Here is a 16,256-nt window from a genome sequence, read left to right on the forward strand (position 1 = left end):
GTAGGGTGGGCAGCTTTGCTGCCCACGCGGTGATCGTTGCTGGATGAATAATCGTTGACGACGATCGCGCCGCCGGCTGACCGCGCGGGCAGGACACCTGCCCACCCTACAAAATCAGGCAGTGCCGGCGTTGGCGGGAACCTCGACGCCTTCTTCCGTCGTGACGGCGGCAACGACACCTTCCGCCTCCACGACTTCGGCCAGCGCCGCCTCCCCGGTATCGTCCTCTTCTTCCTCATCGAGTTCGACCGAAGCATCCGGCGCCAGCGCCGCCACCTCGAGCAGGCGCGCCTCGAGCGAGAGGTCGACTTCATCCCAGCGCACGATGTCGAGCTTGACCTGGGCCCCACGGGCCACTTGCGGCATGCCGGCCAGGCGCGTCACCAGCGGGATCTCCACCAGGCGCACCACTTCGTCCTTCAGCACCACGGCATCGACCTGCCTGGCATTCTCCTGCCCCAGCCAGCGCAGGCACCAGTAGCGTTCCATGTTCTGCTGGAAGTCGTTGTAGGCGGCATAGGCCGCATCAAAAGCCGAGACGATCGAGAACAGGGTCGCGTCGCGGTGCTTGAACGGCGCCACCAGCGGCGCGGTCACGCCGTGGGAGGCGCAAGCCAGGATCTGCCACTGGTTCACCAGGTCGGTGTAGCGCCGCAGCGGCGAGGTGCTCCATGCGTACTGGTCCACGCCCAGGCCCTGGTGCGGGGCAGCGTGCGTCACCATGCGCACCTGGATCTTGGCGTTCCAGCCGCCCGCGCCCGGCCCCTGCGAGCGGTAGATGCCCGGCACGCCCGAGTCGTGCAGCAGCTTGCCCCAGGTGCTGTTGGCGAAGATCATCAGCTCGGCCACGATCTTGTCGAGCGGCGCGCCGCGCTTGCGGCGCACGATGGTGACCACGTCGTCTTCCACGTAGAAGTTGAAGTCCACGCGGTTGGCCTGCTCCGGCTTGAGGCCGAAGGCTTCGCGCTTCTTCATGCGGCCCGCTTCCAGCTGCAGCGCCCACTGCCACAGCAGGCCCAATTCTTCCTTGTGCGGGTACGCGCCGGCGCCGCTGGCCAGCGTTTCTTCGTTGACCAGCTCGTCGAGGTCGTTGTGGCGCAGGTTGCTCTTGATCGGCACCCGCTCGGCGCGGGTGGTGGTCGAGACCACCGTCCAGTCGGAAGGATCGAGCACCGCATACAGCGACAGCGCCGGGCAGTCGGTGCCTTCGGCCAGCGTAAAGGCGTCCACCACCTCGTCCGGCAGCATGGTGATCTTGTCGCCCGGCATATAAACAGTGGACATGCGCGCGCGGGCGATTCTATCGATCGCATCGTCCGGACGGATGCCCAGGCCCGGCGCCGCGATGTGGATACCCACGCGCACCAGGCCGTCATCCAGCTTCACCACCGAGAAGGCGTCGTCGATCTCGGTCGTGGTGACGTCGTCGATCGAGAAGGCGGCCACGTCGGCCAGCGGCAGGTCGTCCGGGGCCTTCGGCAGCGGAACGCCGCCCGCCCCGACCTGGGGGAACCCGGCGCCGCGCGGGAAGTGCTCGAACAGGAAGCGCGACATGTGCAGTTCCTTCGGCGAGGCCAGCCCGCCCGTGCTCAGCATCAGGCGCGGCGCGGTGGTCTGCAACTCGTTGGCGGCCGCTTCCAGCGCCTTGTATTCGATGGTGTTCTTGTCCGGCTTGAACAGCAGCTGATGCACGATGGACTGCATGGCCTGTGGCAGCTTGCCGGCCTTGAGCTCCTCGACGTAGGCCGCCTGCACGATGGCCTGCTGCTTCTTCTTTTCGATGCCGGCCAGGGCCGCCTTCAGGGTCTGCTCGGGGGCGGCCTTGTAGCGGCCGCGGCCCTTCTTGTGGAAGTAGATCGGCGCGGCGTGCAGGGCCAGCACCAGGCCGGCGGCCTCGCTCGGCAGCGGCGCATGGCCGAAGTATTCCGCGCCAAGCTCCATGAAGCCGAACTCCTCCTGGCCCGCGACCTCCCACAGGAAGTCCAGGTCGACCTCGGCGGCGATGCCCTTGGCGGCGGCCAGCAGGGCTTCCGGTTCCGGCTTCTCGAACTGGATCAGCACGTCCTTGCCCTTGACCTTGGTGCGCTTGCCGCTGGCCAGCTCCACCTGGTAGGCCTCGCCCGCCTGCGACAATACGGCGCCGACCTTGAAGTCGCCCGACTCTTCAAAAAATACGTTCATGTTATTTCGTGTTCTGTTGTGTTCTGGTCGGCTTCAGGTCCAGCACCGAAGGCAAGAATACCTCGGTGACCAGGAGCAGGCCTTGATGGCGGCGGTAAACGCAGCGCCGCGCATAATAAACTGTGTCGTCACGAACGGATTCGTGAGCTTCCCCGAGGGCCGCGCGCACGCGCCCCATCAGCGGATGGCCCGCGCGGATGCGCGCGTATTCCAGCTGGCCACGGCGCACCAGCGGGTCGTAAAACAGCGTGGTGCCGAGCGAACGCTCGCCCAGCGCCGAAAACAGCGGCCAGTCGCTGGCCGTGCAGCTGGCCGGCACCACCGTGTGACCGAATACCCTGGGGCGGCCGTCGCACTCCAGCAGCACTTCGCGCTCCCACACCCGCCCCGGACGCGGCAGGCCGATCGCCCGTGCCTCGTCCGCCAGGCACAAGGCGGGGTTCTGGTGCAGGCGGCGCACGCGGAAGGTCTCGCTGTGCGCCATCAGGCGCGCCGTCAGCGAGCCTTCGGTGGTCAGCCACTCGCGCATTTTCCCGGGCGCGCGCACGGCACCGGCATGCGGCTGCCAGGCGGCCAGTCTCAGCGAACTTCCCCTCACTCGCTTTTTCACCGGGTGGTGCTCGCGTTGGTGCAGAAAGCCAGCACGTCGTCCACGTACTGCGGGAATTCCGAGATCGCATGGTCGCTGCCGGTAATCACGTGCTGCTTCGCCCCGGCGTAGTGCGCCACCATGTCGCGGTAGTCCAGCACTTCGTCGCCGGTCGCGGCGATCAGGTAATAACGCTCCGGCTTCGTGATCTTCTCGACACGCAGCGCGGCCAGCTCGTCGATGTACTCGCGGCGGAACTCGAAGGATTCATCCGAATGCCAGGCGGTGGTCACGCCGACGTGGTGCTCCAGGTTCTTCAACGGGTTCACGGACGGATTGAGCAGCACGGCCGGCACGTCCAGGCGCTCGGCCAGCCAGGTAGCATAGAAGCCGCCCAGCGAGGAGCCGATGATGGACAGCTTGCCGGGCACATGAGGTTCGGCCAGCAGCAGGGCCAGGTCCATCGCCTCTTTCGGCGACGCAGGCAGCTGCGGGCAGATCAGCTCGCTCGCGCGGCCGGCATCCTCCAGCGCCTTCTGCACTACCCGCGCCTTGAAGGACTTCGGCGACGAACGAAATCCGTGCAAATACAAAATCATGGAGCCAGCGCGTCCAGCAGTTTCTGGTGCACGCCGCCGAAGCCGCCGTTGCTCATCACGAGGATGTGGTCGCCCGGCTGGGCCGCCTGCACGATCGCCTCGACCATGTAGTCGAGCTGGTCGAAGCTGTGGGCGATGCCGCCCAGCGGTTTCAGGGCGTCGGCCAGCGACCAGCCCAGCGCCTGCTGGCTGCCGAAGCCGAACACCAGGTCGGCATCCTTCAGGCTGCCCGGCAGCGCATCCTTCATGGCGCCCAGTTTCATGGTGTTCGAGCGCGGTTCCAGTACGGCCAGGATGCGGCCATTGGTGCCGATTTTTTGACGCAGGCCGCCGACCGTGGTGGCGATCGCGGTCGGGTGGTGGGCGAAGTCGTCGTACACGGTGACATTATTCACGGTGCCGCGCACTTCCATGCGGCGCTTGACGCTCTGGAAGCGCGACAGCGCGGCGATCGCCTGCGAGGTCGGCACGCCGACGTGGCGCGCGGCCGCGATCGCGGCCATCGCGTTCGAGCGGTTGTGCTTGCCGGTCAGCTCCCACTCGACCGTGCCCTGCAGGTCGCCGTTGAACAGCACGTCGAAGCTGGAACCGCCCGGGTGCTCGACCAGGGTCCAGTTCACGCCTTCGGCGGCGCCGAAGCTTTCCTTCTCGCTCCAGCAGCCGCGCTTGAGCACGCGCCCCAGGGAGACTTCGTCGCCGTTGACGATCAGGCGGCCCACGCCCGGCACGGTGCGCACCAGGTGGTGGAACTGGGTCTCGATGGCGCCGATGTCCGGGAAGATGTCGGCGTGGTCGTATTCCAGGTTGTTCAGCACCGCCGTTTTTGCATGGTAGTGCACGAACTTGCTGCGCTTGTCGAAGAAGGCGGTGTCGTATTCGTCGGCCTCGATCACGAAGAAGTCGCTCGGCTTGTCGCCGTGCAGGCGCGCCGACACCCCGAAGTTCATCGGCACGCCGCCGATCAGGAAACCCGGCGCGTAGCCCGCGTCTTCCAGGATCCAGGCCAGCATCGAGGTGGTCGTGGTCTTGCCGTGGGTACCGGCGACGGCCAGCACCCATTTTTCGCGCAGGATGTGCTCGCCGATCCACTGCGGGCCGGAGACGTAAGGCAGGCCGCGGTTCAGGATCTCTTCGATCAGCGGATTACCGCGCGTCATGACATTACCAATGACATACAGGTCGGGATTCAGCGACACCTGCTCCGGGCCGTAGCCCTGGATCAGCTCGATGCCCTGGGCTTCCAGCTGGGTGCTCATCGGGGGATAGACGTTGGCGTCGCAACCGGTGACGCGATGGCCCGCTTCCTTGGCCAGGACCGCCAGGCCACCCATGAAGGTGCCGCAAATACCGAGAATATGAATGTGCATGGTCGAATAAATAGCGCTGCGCGAATTGGTCCGAAAGCGCGATTCTACCCGACCCGCTGTCATTTTCCGCTTAAGAGTATGATTCAGGCATCATGCCTACACCTAACTATGACGTACTCCAGCTGCGCGCCGAAATCGCTGCCAATGCGGCGCGCATGATCGCCCAGGATGGCGCCGACTACGACACCGCGCGCCGCAAGGCAGCCCGCCAGGTGCTCGGGGTGGACCGGCCGGCGCCGAACCTGATGCCCGATAACATCCAGATCGAGGAACAGGTACGTCAATACCAGGCCCTGTTCGGCGGACCCGGCCAGGCCGCGCGCCTGCTTGCCATGCGCGAGACCGCCCTGCAGGTGATGGACCAGCTCGCCGATTTCCGCCCTTACCTCACCGGCGCCGTCCTGAACGGCACCGCAGGCGAACACGACGAGATCCACCTGCAGCTGTTCGCCGACAGCGCCAAGGAAGTCGAAATCTACCTGCTCAACCGCAACGTCAATATCGAGATCTCCGAGACACCCCATTTCAAGGGCGGACGGCACGATCCGGTTGAAACCGTCAGCTTCATGTGGCATAAGGAAACTATTCATGCCGAGTTGTACGACTTTCATGATTTACGCGGCGCCTTGAAACCGCGCGCCGACGGCCGCCTGCAGCGGGTCGACGCAGCCGGGCTGCGCGCGCTGATGGCAGATGATCAATCCTTGGAACAGGACGAATGAACAAGAAACACGTGGCCGCGTATGCGGCCGTTGCCGCGATGTTCGGCATCATGGGCGCCCTGGTGGCGATCAACAAGAAAGACCCTCCCCCTATCACCACCGCGATCGCGCCGACCGGCGGCAAGCCGCACACCGCGGTCGACAATCTGTTTGCCCAATCGCTCAACGACCTGCAGGGCAATCCGCAGCCGCTGTCCAAGTGGCGCGGCAAGCCGCTGGTGGTCAATTTCTGGGCAACCTGGTGTGCGCCCTGCGTGCAGGAGATGCCGGAACTGTCCGAGCTGGCGGCGCTTGACGCCGGCAAGACCTTCAACGTGATCGGCATCGGCATCGATTCGCCATCGAACATGAACGAATTCGCGGCCAAGCTGAAGATTTCGTATCCGTTGTACGTGGCCGGGATGGGCGGGACCGAATTGTCGCGGGAATTCGGCAATAGCGCCGGCGGGCTGCCGTATACCGTATTGATCGGCGCCGATGGGCAGGTGCGCAAGACTTACCTGGGCAAGTTGAAGTTCGACGAGCTGCGTGCAGACCTCGCTGAATTGTAGGGTGGTCGGCTTTGCCGACCGCGCGTTCAAGCGGCAATGGAACAGCCGCGCAGGCAGCATCAGCGTCATTTGAACGCGCGTACGGCGGAGCCGTACACCCTACATCAAGCACACGTATCGAACGATCGTACTTTTCCGAATTGCGTCGAACATGCCTTCATCAACTGGCAATTTTACTGCTTGCCAATAGTCGAGCTTGGCGGCACAATGCCTTCCTTTCGGGCGTTCAGACTCTTCAACATGGCGAAAAAGCTACTGCTGCTTAATGGCCCCAACCTCAATCTACTGGGGACCCGGGAGCCTGCGGTGTACGGCGCGACGACGCTGGCCGACATCGAACAGGCAGCACAGGCACAGGCGGCAAGCGCGGGCGCAAGCCTCGATTGCTTCCAGAGCAACCATGAAGGAGCGCTGATCGACCGCATCCATGCCGCGCGCGGCGAAGGCGTGGAGGCGATCGTCATCAATCCGGGCGGCCTGACCCATACCAGCGTGGCCCTGCGCGATGCGCTTGCCGCGGTGGCGATCCCGTTCGTGGAGGTACACATCTCGAATGTCCATGCCCGCGAGCCCTTCCGGCACCACTCGCTCCTAGCAGCAATTGCGCAAGGCGTGATCTGCGGACTAGGGCCGGACGGATACCGGTTTGCCATCGACTTTGCGCTTAAATCGCGTTAATCTACGTCAACTTCATGTATCAGCGGCGACGCGGCCATCCACCAGCGTGGCGCCAGCTCTTTAAAACGAATAAAACACCAAGGGGTTTCACATGGATCTCAGAAAACTCAAGACCTTGATCGACCTGGTCGCCGAATCGGACATCGCTGAACTCGAAGTGACCGAAGGCGAAAGCAAGGTCCGCATCGTCAAGTCGTCCGCAAACCCGCAGAACCAGATGATGATGGTGCCGCAGCAGGCCGTGCAGCACTACGCCGCTCCGGCCCAGCAGGCCGCCGTTCCGGCCCCTGCCGCCGCACCGGCAGCCGCTCCGGCCGCGCCGGAACAGACCGGCCACGTGGTCAAGTCGCCGATGGTCGGCACCTTCTACCGCTCCTCCGCCCCGGGCGCCCCGGCCTTCGTGGAAGTCGGCCAGAGCATCAAGCAGGGCGATACCCTGTGCATCATCGAAGCGATGAAGCTCCTGAACGAGATCGATGCCGACGTCGCCGGCACGGTCACCAAGATCCTCGTGGAAAACGGCCAGCCGGTCGAGTTCGGCCAGCCGCTGTTCGTCATCGGTTAAGATCGCCTGGCAATTCCCCCATGGCGGCGTTGCATCGTCTCGCCTGGGGTTTTGTTAGACGATCTGATAGTTTGTCTGGCCAGGCGGCGTCCGCCGCCAGCCCATCCATGTCGTGTCCGGCGCCTGCACACCAGAGCGCCGGTTTTCACTGAAACACCGAACCTACCATGTTTGAAAAAATCCTCATCGCCAACCGTGGTGAAATCGCGCTGCGTATCCAGCGCGCCTGCCGCGAACTGGGCATCAAGACGGTCGTCGTTCACTCCGAGGCGGACAAGGACGCCAAGTACGTGAAGCTGGCGGACGAATCCGTCTGCATCGGCCCGGCCCAGTCGGCGCTCAGCTACCTGAACATGCCGGCGATTATCAGCGCCGCCGAGGTGACGGACGCCGAGGCGATCCACCCGGGCTACGGATTCCTGTCGGAGAACGCCGACTTCGCCGAGCGCGTCGAGAAATCGGGCTTCGTCTTCATCGGCCCGCGTTCGGACTCGATCCGCCTGATGGGCGACAAGGTCTCGGCCAAGCAGGCGATGATCAAGGCCGGCGTGCCCTGCGTGCCCGGTTCGGACGGCGCCCTGCCGGACGATCCGAAAGAGATCATCACCACCGCACGCCGCATCGGCTACCCGGTCATCATCAAGGCGGCCGGTGGCGGCGGCGGCCGCGGCATGCGCGTGGTGCATACCGAAGCCGCGTTGCTGAACGCCGTGCAGATGACCAAGACCGAAGCCGGCACCGCCTTCGGCAACCCGGAAGTCTATATGGAGAAATTCCTGGAAAATCCGCGTCACGTGGAGATCCAGGTGCTGGCCGACGAGCACAAGCAAGCCGTCTGGCTGGGCGAGCGCGACTGCTCGATGCAGCGCCGCCACCAGAAGGTGATCGAGGAAGCGCCGGCGCCGGGCATCCCGCGCAAGCTGATCGAAAAGATCGGCGACCGCTGCGCCGAAGCCTGCCGCAAGATCGGCTACCGCGGCGCCGGCACCTTCGAATTCCTGTACGAGAACGGCGAGTTCTACTTCATCGAGATGAACACCCGCGTGCAGGTGGAACACCCGGTCACCGAGATGATCACCGGGATCGACATCGTGCAGGAACAGATCCGCATCGCCTGCGGCGAGAAACTCCGTTTCCGCCAGCGCGACATCATGCTGTCGGGCCACGCGATCGAGTGCCGCATCAATGCCGAAGACCCGTTCAAGTTCACGCCTTCCCCGGGCCGCATCACCGGCTGGCACCCGCCGGGCGGTCCCGGCATCCGTGTCGACTCGCACTCGTATGCAGGATATTATGTTCCACCTCATTACGACTCGATGATCGGCAAGGTAATTTCTTACGGTGCGACACGCGAGCAGGCAATTCGCCGCATGCAAATCGCGCTCTCGGAAATGGTGGTTGAAGGTATTCTCACCAATATCCCGCTGCACCGTGAGCTGATGGTCGACGCCCGCTTCATCGAGGGCGGCACCAACATCCACTACCTGGAGCACAAGCTGGCTTCCAAGCCGGACCTGCCGAAGGAAACGGGCATCGGCGCCAAATCGGAAACCAAGGTAGCGGACCTTAAGGCTGATCTATGAGCTGGACCGAAGTCGTCATCGAAGTAGCCCGCGAACACGCGGAGGCCCTGTCGGACGCCCTGATGGAAGCGGGCGCCCTGTCGGTCTCCGTCGAGGACGCGGACGAAGGCACGGACGCGGAAAAGCCGCTGTTCGGCGAGCCGGGCATGGAACCCACCGAAACGGCCTGGGACCATAGCCGCGTGGTTGCGCTGACCGATACCGACGCCGACCAGTTCGCGATCGTGCAGGAAGCCGCCAACGCCATCAAACTCCCCATCGTGCCCTCCTTTACCACCCGCGCGGTGGCGGACGCCGACTGGGTGCGCCTGACCCAGTCGCAGTTCGAGCCCATCCACATCGGCACCAACATCTGGGTCGTGCCGAGCTGGCACGAGGCCCCGGACCCGAACGGCCTGATCCTCGAGCTCGATCCGGGCCTGGCCTTCGGCACCGGCAGCCATCCGACCACCCGCCTGTGCATGGAGTGGCTGGAGGCGCACCCGGCGCCGGGCAAGTCGGTGCTGGACTACGGCTGCGGCTCGGGCATCCTGGCGATGGTCGCCAAGAAGCTGGGCGCGGCGGACGTGGCCGGTGTCGACATCGACCCGCAGGCGATCGAATCGGCACGCAGCAACGCCGAGCGCAACAATGTCAGCATCGATTACTACCTGCCGGACGACTTCGCCGCCGCGCCGAACGAGCGCCACGCGAAGGGCCAGTTCGACATCGTCGTGGCCAACATCTTGTCGAGCCCATTGAAGCTGATGGCGCCGATGCTGTCCGGCCGCGTGGCGCCGGGCGGTAGCTTGATTCTGTCCGGCGTGCTGGCACGCCAGGCCGAGGAAGTGGCTGCCGCCTACGCACCTTTCATCAAGCTGGGCGTCTGGGCCGAGCAGGACGGCTGGGTCGCCCTTCACGGGACGCTCGGCCAGGACACCGCACCGCCGCCGCGCTCCGCCACCGGCGGATAAGGCATGGCGCTCGCCACCCAATGCCCCCACTGCGGCACGATGTTCCGTGTCGCTGCGGACCAGCTCAAGCTGCGTGGAGGCATCGTGCGTTGCGGCGCCTGCACCGAGGTCTTTGACGGCAACGCCGCGCTGGTCGACCTGGCCACCGCGGCGCGCCCCTTTCCTCCTCCACGGCACCGCCGGGCGATGGACGCCGCACCTGTTGCTGCACCTTCCCCTGCACCTGCCGCCGCCGCGGCCACCGCAGCTGCAGCGCCCCCGGCCGAAGCGCTGCCCGCTCCCGCCGAGGAAGCGGCCGACGATCCCATCTATACCCTCGAATTCGACCGCACCTTCGCGCCCTATGGCATCCTGCCGCAGGTAAGCACCGGGCCGGACGGCAACGCGCCTGCACCCGAGACGCACCGCGAAGACACGCCGCCCGCAGCGGAGCGGCCGACGGACGAGGTACAGCCGGCACGGGCGCCGGAGCCGATGCCTGAAGCAGTCACTGAAGCAGTCACTGAAGCAGTCACTGAAGCAGTCACTGAAGCAGTCACTGAAGCAGCCCCGGAGGCTCCGGCACCAGTTCCCGACCCCACGCCCGCGCAGGCATCCGCCGAGGCGGCGCTGGCGCCAGCGGCGGACTTGCAGGTCGATGAAGAACTGCTGGCCGCACCGGCGCCTGACCATGGCGACCATCCGGAGGAGCCTGCTCTTGCTCCTGCCGCTGCTCCGGCCGCGGTCCATCCGCGGGCGCCGGCCCCCGCCTCCGCAAAGGCCGGGGCCGCCGTCCCGCCGCTGCTGCTGCGCGAATCCGGACCCGCGACGGTCACCATGCCGGCGCCGCCGAGCGCGCCCCCGGTCGCGCCGAGGACGCCCCGCACCCGGGCTGCGGAAGCGCGCGCCGCGCGCAAGTCCAAGCTGACACCCACAAAAATCGAACCGCCCAAGCTGCGCGTGCCGGAGCCCGACGAGCCGGAATTCGTGCGGCGCGGCCGCCAGCGCGAACGCTCGGGCAAGGCCATGCGCATCGCGATGGCTGTCGGCAGCATGCTGCTGCTGCTGGTCCTGGCGGCGCAGGTCGTCATGCACTTCGGGACCCCGTTGGCGGCGCGCTATCCCGGCTTGAAGCCGACGCTGGTGTCGCTGTGCGGCGTGCTGGGCTGCCGCGTCGAGCTGCCGGCACGGATCGAACAACTGGTGATCGACACCGGCGAACTGACCACGCTCGGCGGCAATGCCTACACCTTTACGACGCAGTTGCGCAACCAGGGCGATTCCACCCAGGCCTGGCCGAGCATCGAGCTGACCCTGAATGATGCCGATGACAAGCCGCTGGTGCGGCGCGTGTTCGGCCCGCGCGACTACCTGGCCGCAGGGCCGCTGCAGGCCGGGCCGCTCCTGACGCTTGGCTTCGCCGCGCATGCCGAACAGCCCGTGAAGCTGCACTTCCGTGTCGCGGAACCGGCGCCGTCCGGTTACCATGTCGCCGTCTTTTATCCCTAATCTCTTGAAGGCCCCCCATGACCAAGACCGCCCTGATCTGCGGATCGATTGCATTCGACAAGATCATGCAGTACCACGGCCGCTTCGCCGAGACCCTGCTGGCCGACCAGCTGCACCGCGTGAACGTCTCCTTCCTGGTGCCGACCATGCGCCTGGAGTACGGCGGCTGTGCGGTGAACATCGCCTACAACCTCAAGCTGCTCGGCGGCGAACCGCTGGTCATGGGCACCATCGGCCAGGACGGCGGCGACTACCTCGAGCGCATGAAGAAACAGGGCATCGAGACCCGCGCCATCCGCACGATCCCTGATGCCTACACCGCGCAGTGCTTCGTCACCGCGGATCAGGACAACAACCAGATCAATGCCTTCCACCCGGGCGCCATGCAGTACTCGCACGAGAACAACGTGGCAGACCAGGGCGAACTGCGTGTGGCGATCATCTCGCCGGACGGCCGCGACGGCATGATCAAGCACGCGGCCGATTGCGCGGCGCGGGGCATTCCCTTCATGTTCGACCCGGGCCAGCAGCTGCCGATGTTCTCGGGCGAAGAACTGATCCGCTTCATCGACCAGGCCAGCTACCTGGCGTGCAACGACTACGAATTCGAAGTCGTGATGGACCGCACGGGCCTGAGCCTGGCCGACATCGCCGGCCGCCTGGACGCACTGGTGGTGACGCGTGGCGGCGAGGGCTCGGACATTTATGCCGGCAACGAGCACTATCGCATTCCGGCCGTGAAGGCCGACGACATCGTCGACCCGACCGGCTGCGGCGACGCCTACCGCGCCGGCCTGCTGTACGGGATCACGAATGGCTTCGACTGGCCGACCACCGGCCGCGTCGCCAGCCTGCTGGGCGCGGTCAAGATCGGCAGCACCGGTGGCCAGAACCACACCTTCACGCCGGAAGAAATCGAGCAGAAGTTTGAGGCGGCGTTTGGATACAAGTTCCGCTAACAGCATGCGATAACAAGGCACAAAAAAAATGGGGTCCCTGCGGGGACCCCATTTTGTTTAGCGCGCATTAAAAGCACGCCGATCTTCAGCCGTAGAAAACCTGCCTTAACACGAACTGGATAATCTGAATCAGCACCAGCGCCACCAGCACCGATAAATCGATCCCGCCGATCGGCGGCACCACCCGCCTGATCGGCCGCAGGATCGGTGTGTTCAGCGCATGCACGAAGGGCGCCAGCGGCGCGTGCGGGTTCACCCAGCTGAAAATCGCGTCGATGATCAGCAGCGCCATGAAGCCGTACAGGATCCAGTTCAGGAACCGATACAGCGCATGCAGCAGCACCATCTGCGCATCCGCCCCCGCCACCAGCAGCAGCGAACTGGCCAGCAGCACCACGAGGAAAGCGCCGATCAGGCTCGCCCAGTCGTAGCCGCCCATGCCCGGCACCAGGCGCCGCAGCGGCAGCACCAGCCAGTCGGTCAGGGTGAAGGTGAATTGCCCGATCTGCTGCGGCGGGCGAACGCGCGTGGCCTGCATCCAGAAGCGCAGCAGGAGCAGCCCTCCCAGCAAGGCGGCAGCGGTATCGACGATAAACTGGAGAATAGACAGCACGTAGGCTCCTCAAAAAAAAAACCGCTGTGTGAACGATCACACAGCGGTATTTTGCCTGATCCAGGCAAGACTCGCTATCGAGCCGGAATTACGGGCGGCTGCTGGTCGGGAATGGCCATGCGGCTGCCGGGGACAGCGTGGTTTTCGCTGCCGGAGCAGGCGTTGCGGCCTTGCTGTCCGATTTCGAATCCGTCTTTGCTTCCGGTTTTGCGTCGGCTTTCGATTCCGATTTGGTATCGGCTTTCGATTCCGATTTGGTGTCGGCCTTGCTATCGGCTTTCACTTCCGGTTTTGCTTCGGCCTTGGCTTCCGGTTTCGCTTCGGCTTTCACTTCCGGCTTGGCTTCCGCTTTTGCGGCCGGCTTTGCAGCAGGCTTGGCGGCAGCCGATTTGGTAGCGGCGGATTTAGCTGGAGCGGCTGCTTTTGCCGGAGTAGCGACTTTTTTTTCGGCCGATTTTGCCGGCGCTGCGGCTTTCGCCGGAGCAGCGGCTTTCTTGGCAGGCGATTTAGCCGGTGCAGGCGATTTAGCCGGTGCAGGCGATTTAGCCGGTGCAGCAGCGCTCGATTTCGCCACTGGCGAAACTCGCTTTGCCGCAGGCTTGGCGGCGGCTTTGGTCGCGGCCGCTTTCGTTGCCGCCGGCTTTGCAGCCGATTTGGTCGCAGCGGTTTTGGTTGCGGCCGATTTCGTGGCTGCCGGCTTGGCAGCGGTTTTCGCTACCGGCTTGGCAGCTGCGGCTTTCTTTGCGGCCGGTTTAGCAGCCGGCTTTGCAGCGGCTTTCTTTGCAGCGGGCTTGGCTGCCGGCTTAGCGGCGGCTTTCTTTGCTGCCGGCTTCGCTGCCGACTTGGTCGCAGCGGCCTTGGCTGCCGGTTTTGCAGCGGCTTTCTTTGCTGCAGGCTTCGCTGCCGGTTTTGCTGCAGCTTTCTTTGCTGCAGGCTTCGCTGCCGGTTTTGCCGCAGCTTTCTTAGCAGCAGGCTTGGCTGCCGGTTTTGCTGCAGCTTTCTTTGCAGCAGGCTTAGCTGCCGGCTTGGCGGCGGCTTTCTTTGCTGCCGGCTTGGCTGCCGGTTTTGCTGCGGCTTTCTTTGCAGCCGGCTTGACTGCCGACTTGGTCGCAGCGGCCTTGGCTGCTGGTTTGACAGCGGCTTTCTTTGCAGCCGGCTTGGCTGCTGCCTTGGTAGCAGTGGTCTTGGTTGCTGCGGTCTTGCTTGCGGCGGCCTTCTTTGCAGCAGGCTTGGCGGACGGCTTTGCCGTCGCCTTGGTGGCGGTGGTCTTGGTTGCAGCGGTCTTGCTTGCGGCTTTCTTGGCAGCAGGCTTTGCTGCCGGCTTAGCTGCAGCTTTGGCTGCCGGCTTGGCAGCTGCTTTGGCCGGAGCGGCCTTGGCTGCCGGCTTGGCGGCTGCTTTTGCTGCAGGCTTGGCGGCAACTTTTGCTGCCGGTTTCTCGGTTGCAGCCTTTGCTGCTGGTTTCTTAGCGGTTGCCATTTGATTCTCCTTCATCTGCGATGAGAAATACGCTCAAGGTTTAAAACCCGCCCACCCAATCCTTGGCGGGCGAATTATTCATCGGACCAAACCGCCAGGCGATTTGGGCCAATGAATCCGGCACCGGCTGAACTGCTGCAACTCCTCACAATTGCAGCGCTTCAGCCAACGTCGCTAGGCAACCGACTCAATGCGTTTTCACATCGCTACCCTTGCGGGCGCGAAAAGAAAAAGCCGCCTTGCCTGAACACGGTCAGGCAGTGCGGCTTGTTCTTTTCGCTTCGCTTACGTGCATACTGATTGAATCAGTGTCCTATTATTCGATCGATTACTGCCCGGATGGACGCGACAATATCACATGTTCACGTTTTGACAAATTCAAACACGTAAAGTACACGAAAACTTTGTGAGCGCGCAACCCGAACACCGCAAAGTGAATCACGTTCTTCAAACTTAAACATACGATTGCGCATTCGTCGCGCATTCGTCCGTTAACCGGCACCCCACGTTACTCCGAATCGCATTTCAACTGATCGACAAACCATCGTCCCGCAGGTCCCGGAGGCTGGTCTTTCAGCCAGGCCGCGTGCATTGAAAATGCCGTACCCATCAATGGATGCGCTTTCAATTGAAGCTGCACCAGCGATCCATCGGCGAGATCCTGTTCCACCATATGCAGCGGCATGCTGCCCCACCCGAGTCCCGCGCGCAGGAAGGCGTGCTTGGCGCCGAGATCGGCGAGCCGCCATGCCAGCGGCGACATCACGCCGAACTCGCGGCCCGCGGTCAGCGGTGAGCGGTCGGTAAGCACCAGCTGCACATGCTTGGACAGCGCGACGCGCGAAACAGTGCCTTTGATTTTTGCGAGCGGGTGTCCGGGTGCGGCGACGACGGCCGAGGGAATCTCGGCCAGGGACTCGGACGCGCAGCCCTGGGGGACATCGGGGAAGGATCCGATCACCGCGATGCGGCACCGGCCATCGAGCAGCGGCTGCACCACCGCCCCCAGCGCCTCGACGTACAGGCGCAACGGCGTGGCCGGGAAGCGCCTTGAATGCATCCATGCAGTCCGCCGCATCGCGCGCCTGCTCCAGCAGCGCGCGGCCGGCTTCGGTGAGCTGCGGATAACGCCCGCTGCGGTCGAACAACGCGAAGCCGACCTGGAGTTCGAGGTTCGCGAGCGTGTGGCTCACGACCGATTGCGCGCGCCGCAGCTTGCGTCCCGCTGCCGAGAAGCTGCCCTCGTCTGCCGCGGCGATGAAGGTGCGCAGCTGGTCCATGGTCAGGGCGTCGAGCACCCATCTACTCCTTCGATAGTTTATATCGAATTATATAGGCTTCCTAGATCGATTCTGCACGCCTAAGATGACTTCATCGCAGCGACAAACACTGCGCTCGACGAACCCAACCACACCGACAAGGAGCTGCCATGAACACCATCACCACCCAATCGACCACCAAGCAGTCTGCCGTGCCGGCCGTCGGCCGCGTGCTGCTCGCGGCAATCTTCATCTTCAGCGGCATCGGCAAGGCCCTGGCGCCGGAAGGTACCATCGGCTATATCGAATCGGTAGGACTGCCCTTCCCGACGCTGGCCCTGGTCGCGGCAGTGGCGATCGAACTGGGTGGCGGCGTGATGCTGGCGCTGGGGATCAAGACCCGGTTGGTGGCAGCGGCGCTGGCAGCCTTTTCGGTGGTGACCGCGCTGGTATTCCATAACACCCTGGGCGACCAGAACCAGCTGATCCACTTCATGAAGAACATCGCGATGGCCGGCGGCCTGTTGCAGGTGGTGGCCTTCGGCGCCGGCGCCTATAGCGTGGATGCACTGGGTATGCGCAAGCTGGGCGCACAAGCGGCCTGATCGATAATCGTAGGGTGGGCGGATGTTCCGCCCACGCGGTGATAGTGAGCGGTCGAGCGACCGCATC

At 64.4% G+C, this 16,256-nt stretch carries 15 protein-coding genes and 1 pseudogene; 9 read left to right on the forward strand and 7 right to left on the reverse strand.

Annotated elements, in window-relative coordinates:
• Window positions 1-114: 114 nt before the first annotated feature.
• Genes MA09_RS16735 through mpl form a run of 4 tightly spaced genes read right to left on the reverse strand, consistent with a single transcriptional unit; the run spans window position 115 to window position 4,736 of the window.
• The gene (locus MA09_RS16735; RefSeq protein WP_036250963.1) at window positions 115-2,181 is read right to left on the reverse strand and encodes a ribonuclease catalytic domain-containing protein; all 2,067 of its coding nucleotides are present in this window, start codon (window positions 2,179-2,181) and stop codon (window positions 115-117) included.
• A gap of 1 nt (window position 2,182) precedes the next feature.
• Window positions 2,183-2,779: a chorismate lyase gene (locus MA09_RS16740; protein WP_036250965.1), complete on the reverse strand. Its 597-nt coding sequence runs from the start codon at window positions 2,777-2,779 to the stop codon at window positions 2,183-2,185.
• 8 nt (window positions 2,780-2,787) lie between these two features.
• On the reverse strand, window positions 2,788-3,369 hold the full coding sequence (locus MA09_RS16745) for a YqiA/YcfP family alpha/beta fold hydrolase (RefSeq protein WP_036250968.1): 582 nt from the start codon (window positions 3,367-3,369) through the stop codon (window positions 2,788-2,790).
• Window positions 3,366-4,736, reverse strand: a complete 1,371-nt coding sequence (mpl, locus tag MA09_RS16750; RefSeq protein ID WP_081897645.1) for a UDP-N-acetylmuramate:L-alanyl-gamma-D-glutamyl-meso-diaminopimelate ligase — start codon at window positions 4,734-4,736, stop codon at window positions 3,366-3,368. The genes MA09_RS16745 and mpl overlap by 4 nt, the downstream gene beginning before the upstream one ends.
• Before the next feature lie 92 nt (window positions 4,737-4,828).
• On the opposite strand from mpl, the gene MA09_RS16755 reads away from it, so the two are divergent.
• The 8 genes from MA09_RS16755 to MA09_RS16790 all read left to right on the forward strand — a co-directional run bounded on the left by MA09_RS16755 (window position 4,829) and on the right by MA09_RS16790 (window position 12,235).
• Window positions 4,829-5,458: a hypothetical protein gene (locus tag MA09_RS16755; protein WP_036250973.1), complete on the forward strand. Its 630-nt coding sequence runs from the start codon at window positions 4,829-4,831 to the stop codon at window positions 5,456-5,458.
• Window positions 5,455-6,009, forward strand: coding sequence for a TlpA disulfide reductase family protein (locus MA09_RS16760; RefSeq protein ID WP_036250975.1), 555 nt, complete (start codon window positions 5,455-5,457; stop codon window positions 6,007-6,009). Before MA09_RS16755 ends, MA09_RS16760 begins: the two co-directional genes overlap by 4 nt.
• Before the next feature lie 240 nt (window positions 6,010-6,249).
• Entirely contained in the window at window positions 6,250-6,687 is a 438-nt protein-coding gene (aroQ, locus tag MA09_RS16765; protein WP_036250978.1) for a type II 3-dehydroquinate dehydratase, read from the forward strand.
• A 91-nt stretch (window positions 6,688-6,778) separates the two neighbouring features.
• Window positions 6,779-7,252 carry an acetyl-CoA carboxylase biotin carboxyl carrier protein gene (gene accB / locus MA09_RS16770; protein ID WP_036250980.1) on the forward strand — a complete coding sequence of 158 codons (474 nt, stop codon included), beginning with the start codon at window positions 6,779-6,781 and terminating at the stop codon, window positions 7,250-7,252.
• 167 nt (window positions 7,253-7,419) lie between these two features.
• Entirely contained in the window at window positions 7,420-8,835 is a 1,416-nt protein-coding gene (gene accC / locus MA09_RS16775) for an acetyl-CoA carboxylase biotin carboxylase subunit (RefSeq protein ID WP_036250982.1), read from the forward strand.
• The gene (gene prmA, locus MA09_RS16780) at window positions 8,832-9,788 is read left to right on the forward strand and encodes a 50S ribosomal protein L11 methyltransferase (protein WP_036250984.1); all 957 of its coding nucleotides are present in this window, start codon (window positions 8,832-8,834) and stop codon (window positions 9,786-9,788) included. Before accC ends, prmA begins: the two co-directional genes overlap by 4 nt.
• Before the next feature lie 3 nt (window positions 9,789-9,791).
• A complete protein-coding gene (locus tag MA09_RS16785) occupies window positions 9,792-11,276 on the forward strand; it encodes a zinc-ribbon and DUF3426 domain-containing protein (RefSeq protein WP_081897647.1) in 1,485 nt (494 codons plus the stop codon).
• Window positions 11,277-11,293: 17 nt separating this feature from the next.
• Entirely contained in the window at window positions 11,294-12,235 is a 942-nt protein-coding gene (locus MA09_RS16790) for a carbohydrate kinase family protein (RefSeq protein WP_036250988.1), read from the forward strand.
• A gap of 85 nt (window positions 12,236-12,320) precedes the next feature.
• Here the strand turns inward: MA09_RS16790 and MA09_RS16795 are convergent, their stop codons facing one another.
• The 3 genes and pseudogenes from MA09_RS16795 to MA09_RS16810 all read right to left on the reverse strand — a co-directional run bounded on the left by MA09_RS16795 (window position 12,321) and on the right by MA09_RS16810 (window position 15,623).
• The gene (locus tag MA09_RS16795) at window positions 12,321-12,848 is read right to left on the reverse strand and encodes a YggT family protein (RefSeq protein ID WP_036250990.1); all 528 of its coding nucleotides are present in this window, start codon (window positions 12,846-12,848) and stop codon (window positions 12,321-12,323) included.
• Between the two features lie 88 nt (window positions 12,849-12,936).
• Window positions 12,937-14,325, reverse strand: a complete 1,389-nt coding sequence (locus tag MA09_RS25545) for a hypothetical protein (protein WP_081897648.1) — start codon at window positions 14,323-14,325, stop codon at window positions 12,937-12,939.
• A 508-nt stretch (window positions 14,326-14,833) separates the two neighbouring features.
• Window positions 14,834-15,623 (reverse strand): annotated as a pseudogene (locus MA09_RS16810) (LysR family transcriptional regulator).
• 131 nt (window positions 15,624-15,754) lie between these two features.
• On the opposite strand from MA09_RS16810, the gene MA09_RS16815 reads away from it, so the two are divergent.
• Window positions 15,755-16,189 (forward strand): DoxX family protein, encoded by a 435-nt coding sequence (locus MA09_RS16815; protein ID WP_036250992.1) that lies wholly within the window; start codon window positions 15,755-15,757, stop codon window positions 16,187-16,189.
• Window positions 16,190-16,256 lie beyond the last annotated feature (67 nt).

The organism is Massilia sp. BSC265, assembly GCF_000740675.1.
Lineage (GTDB): Bacteria > Pseudomonadota > Gammaproteobacteria > Burkholderiales > Burkholderiaceae_D > Telluria.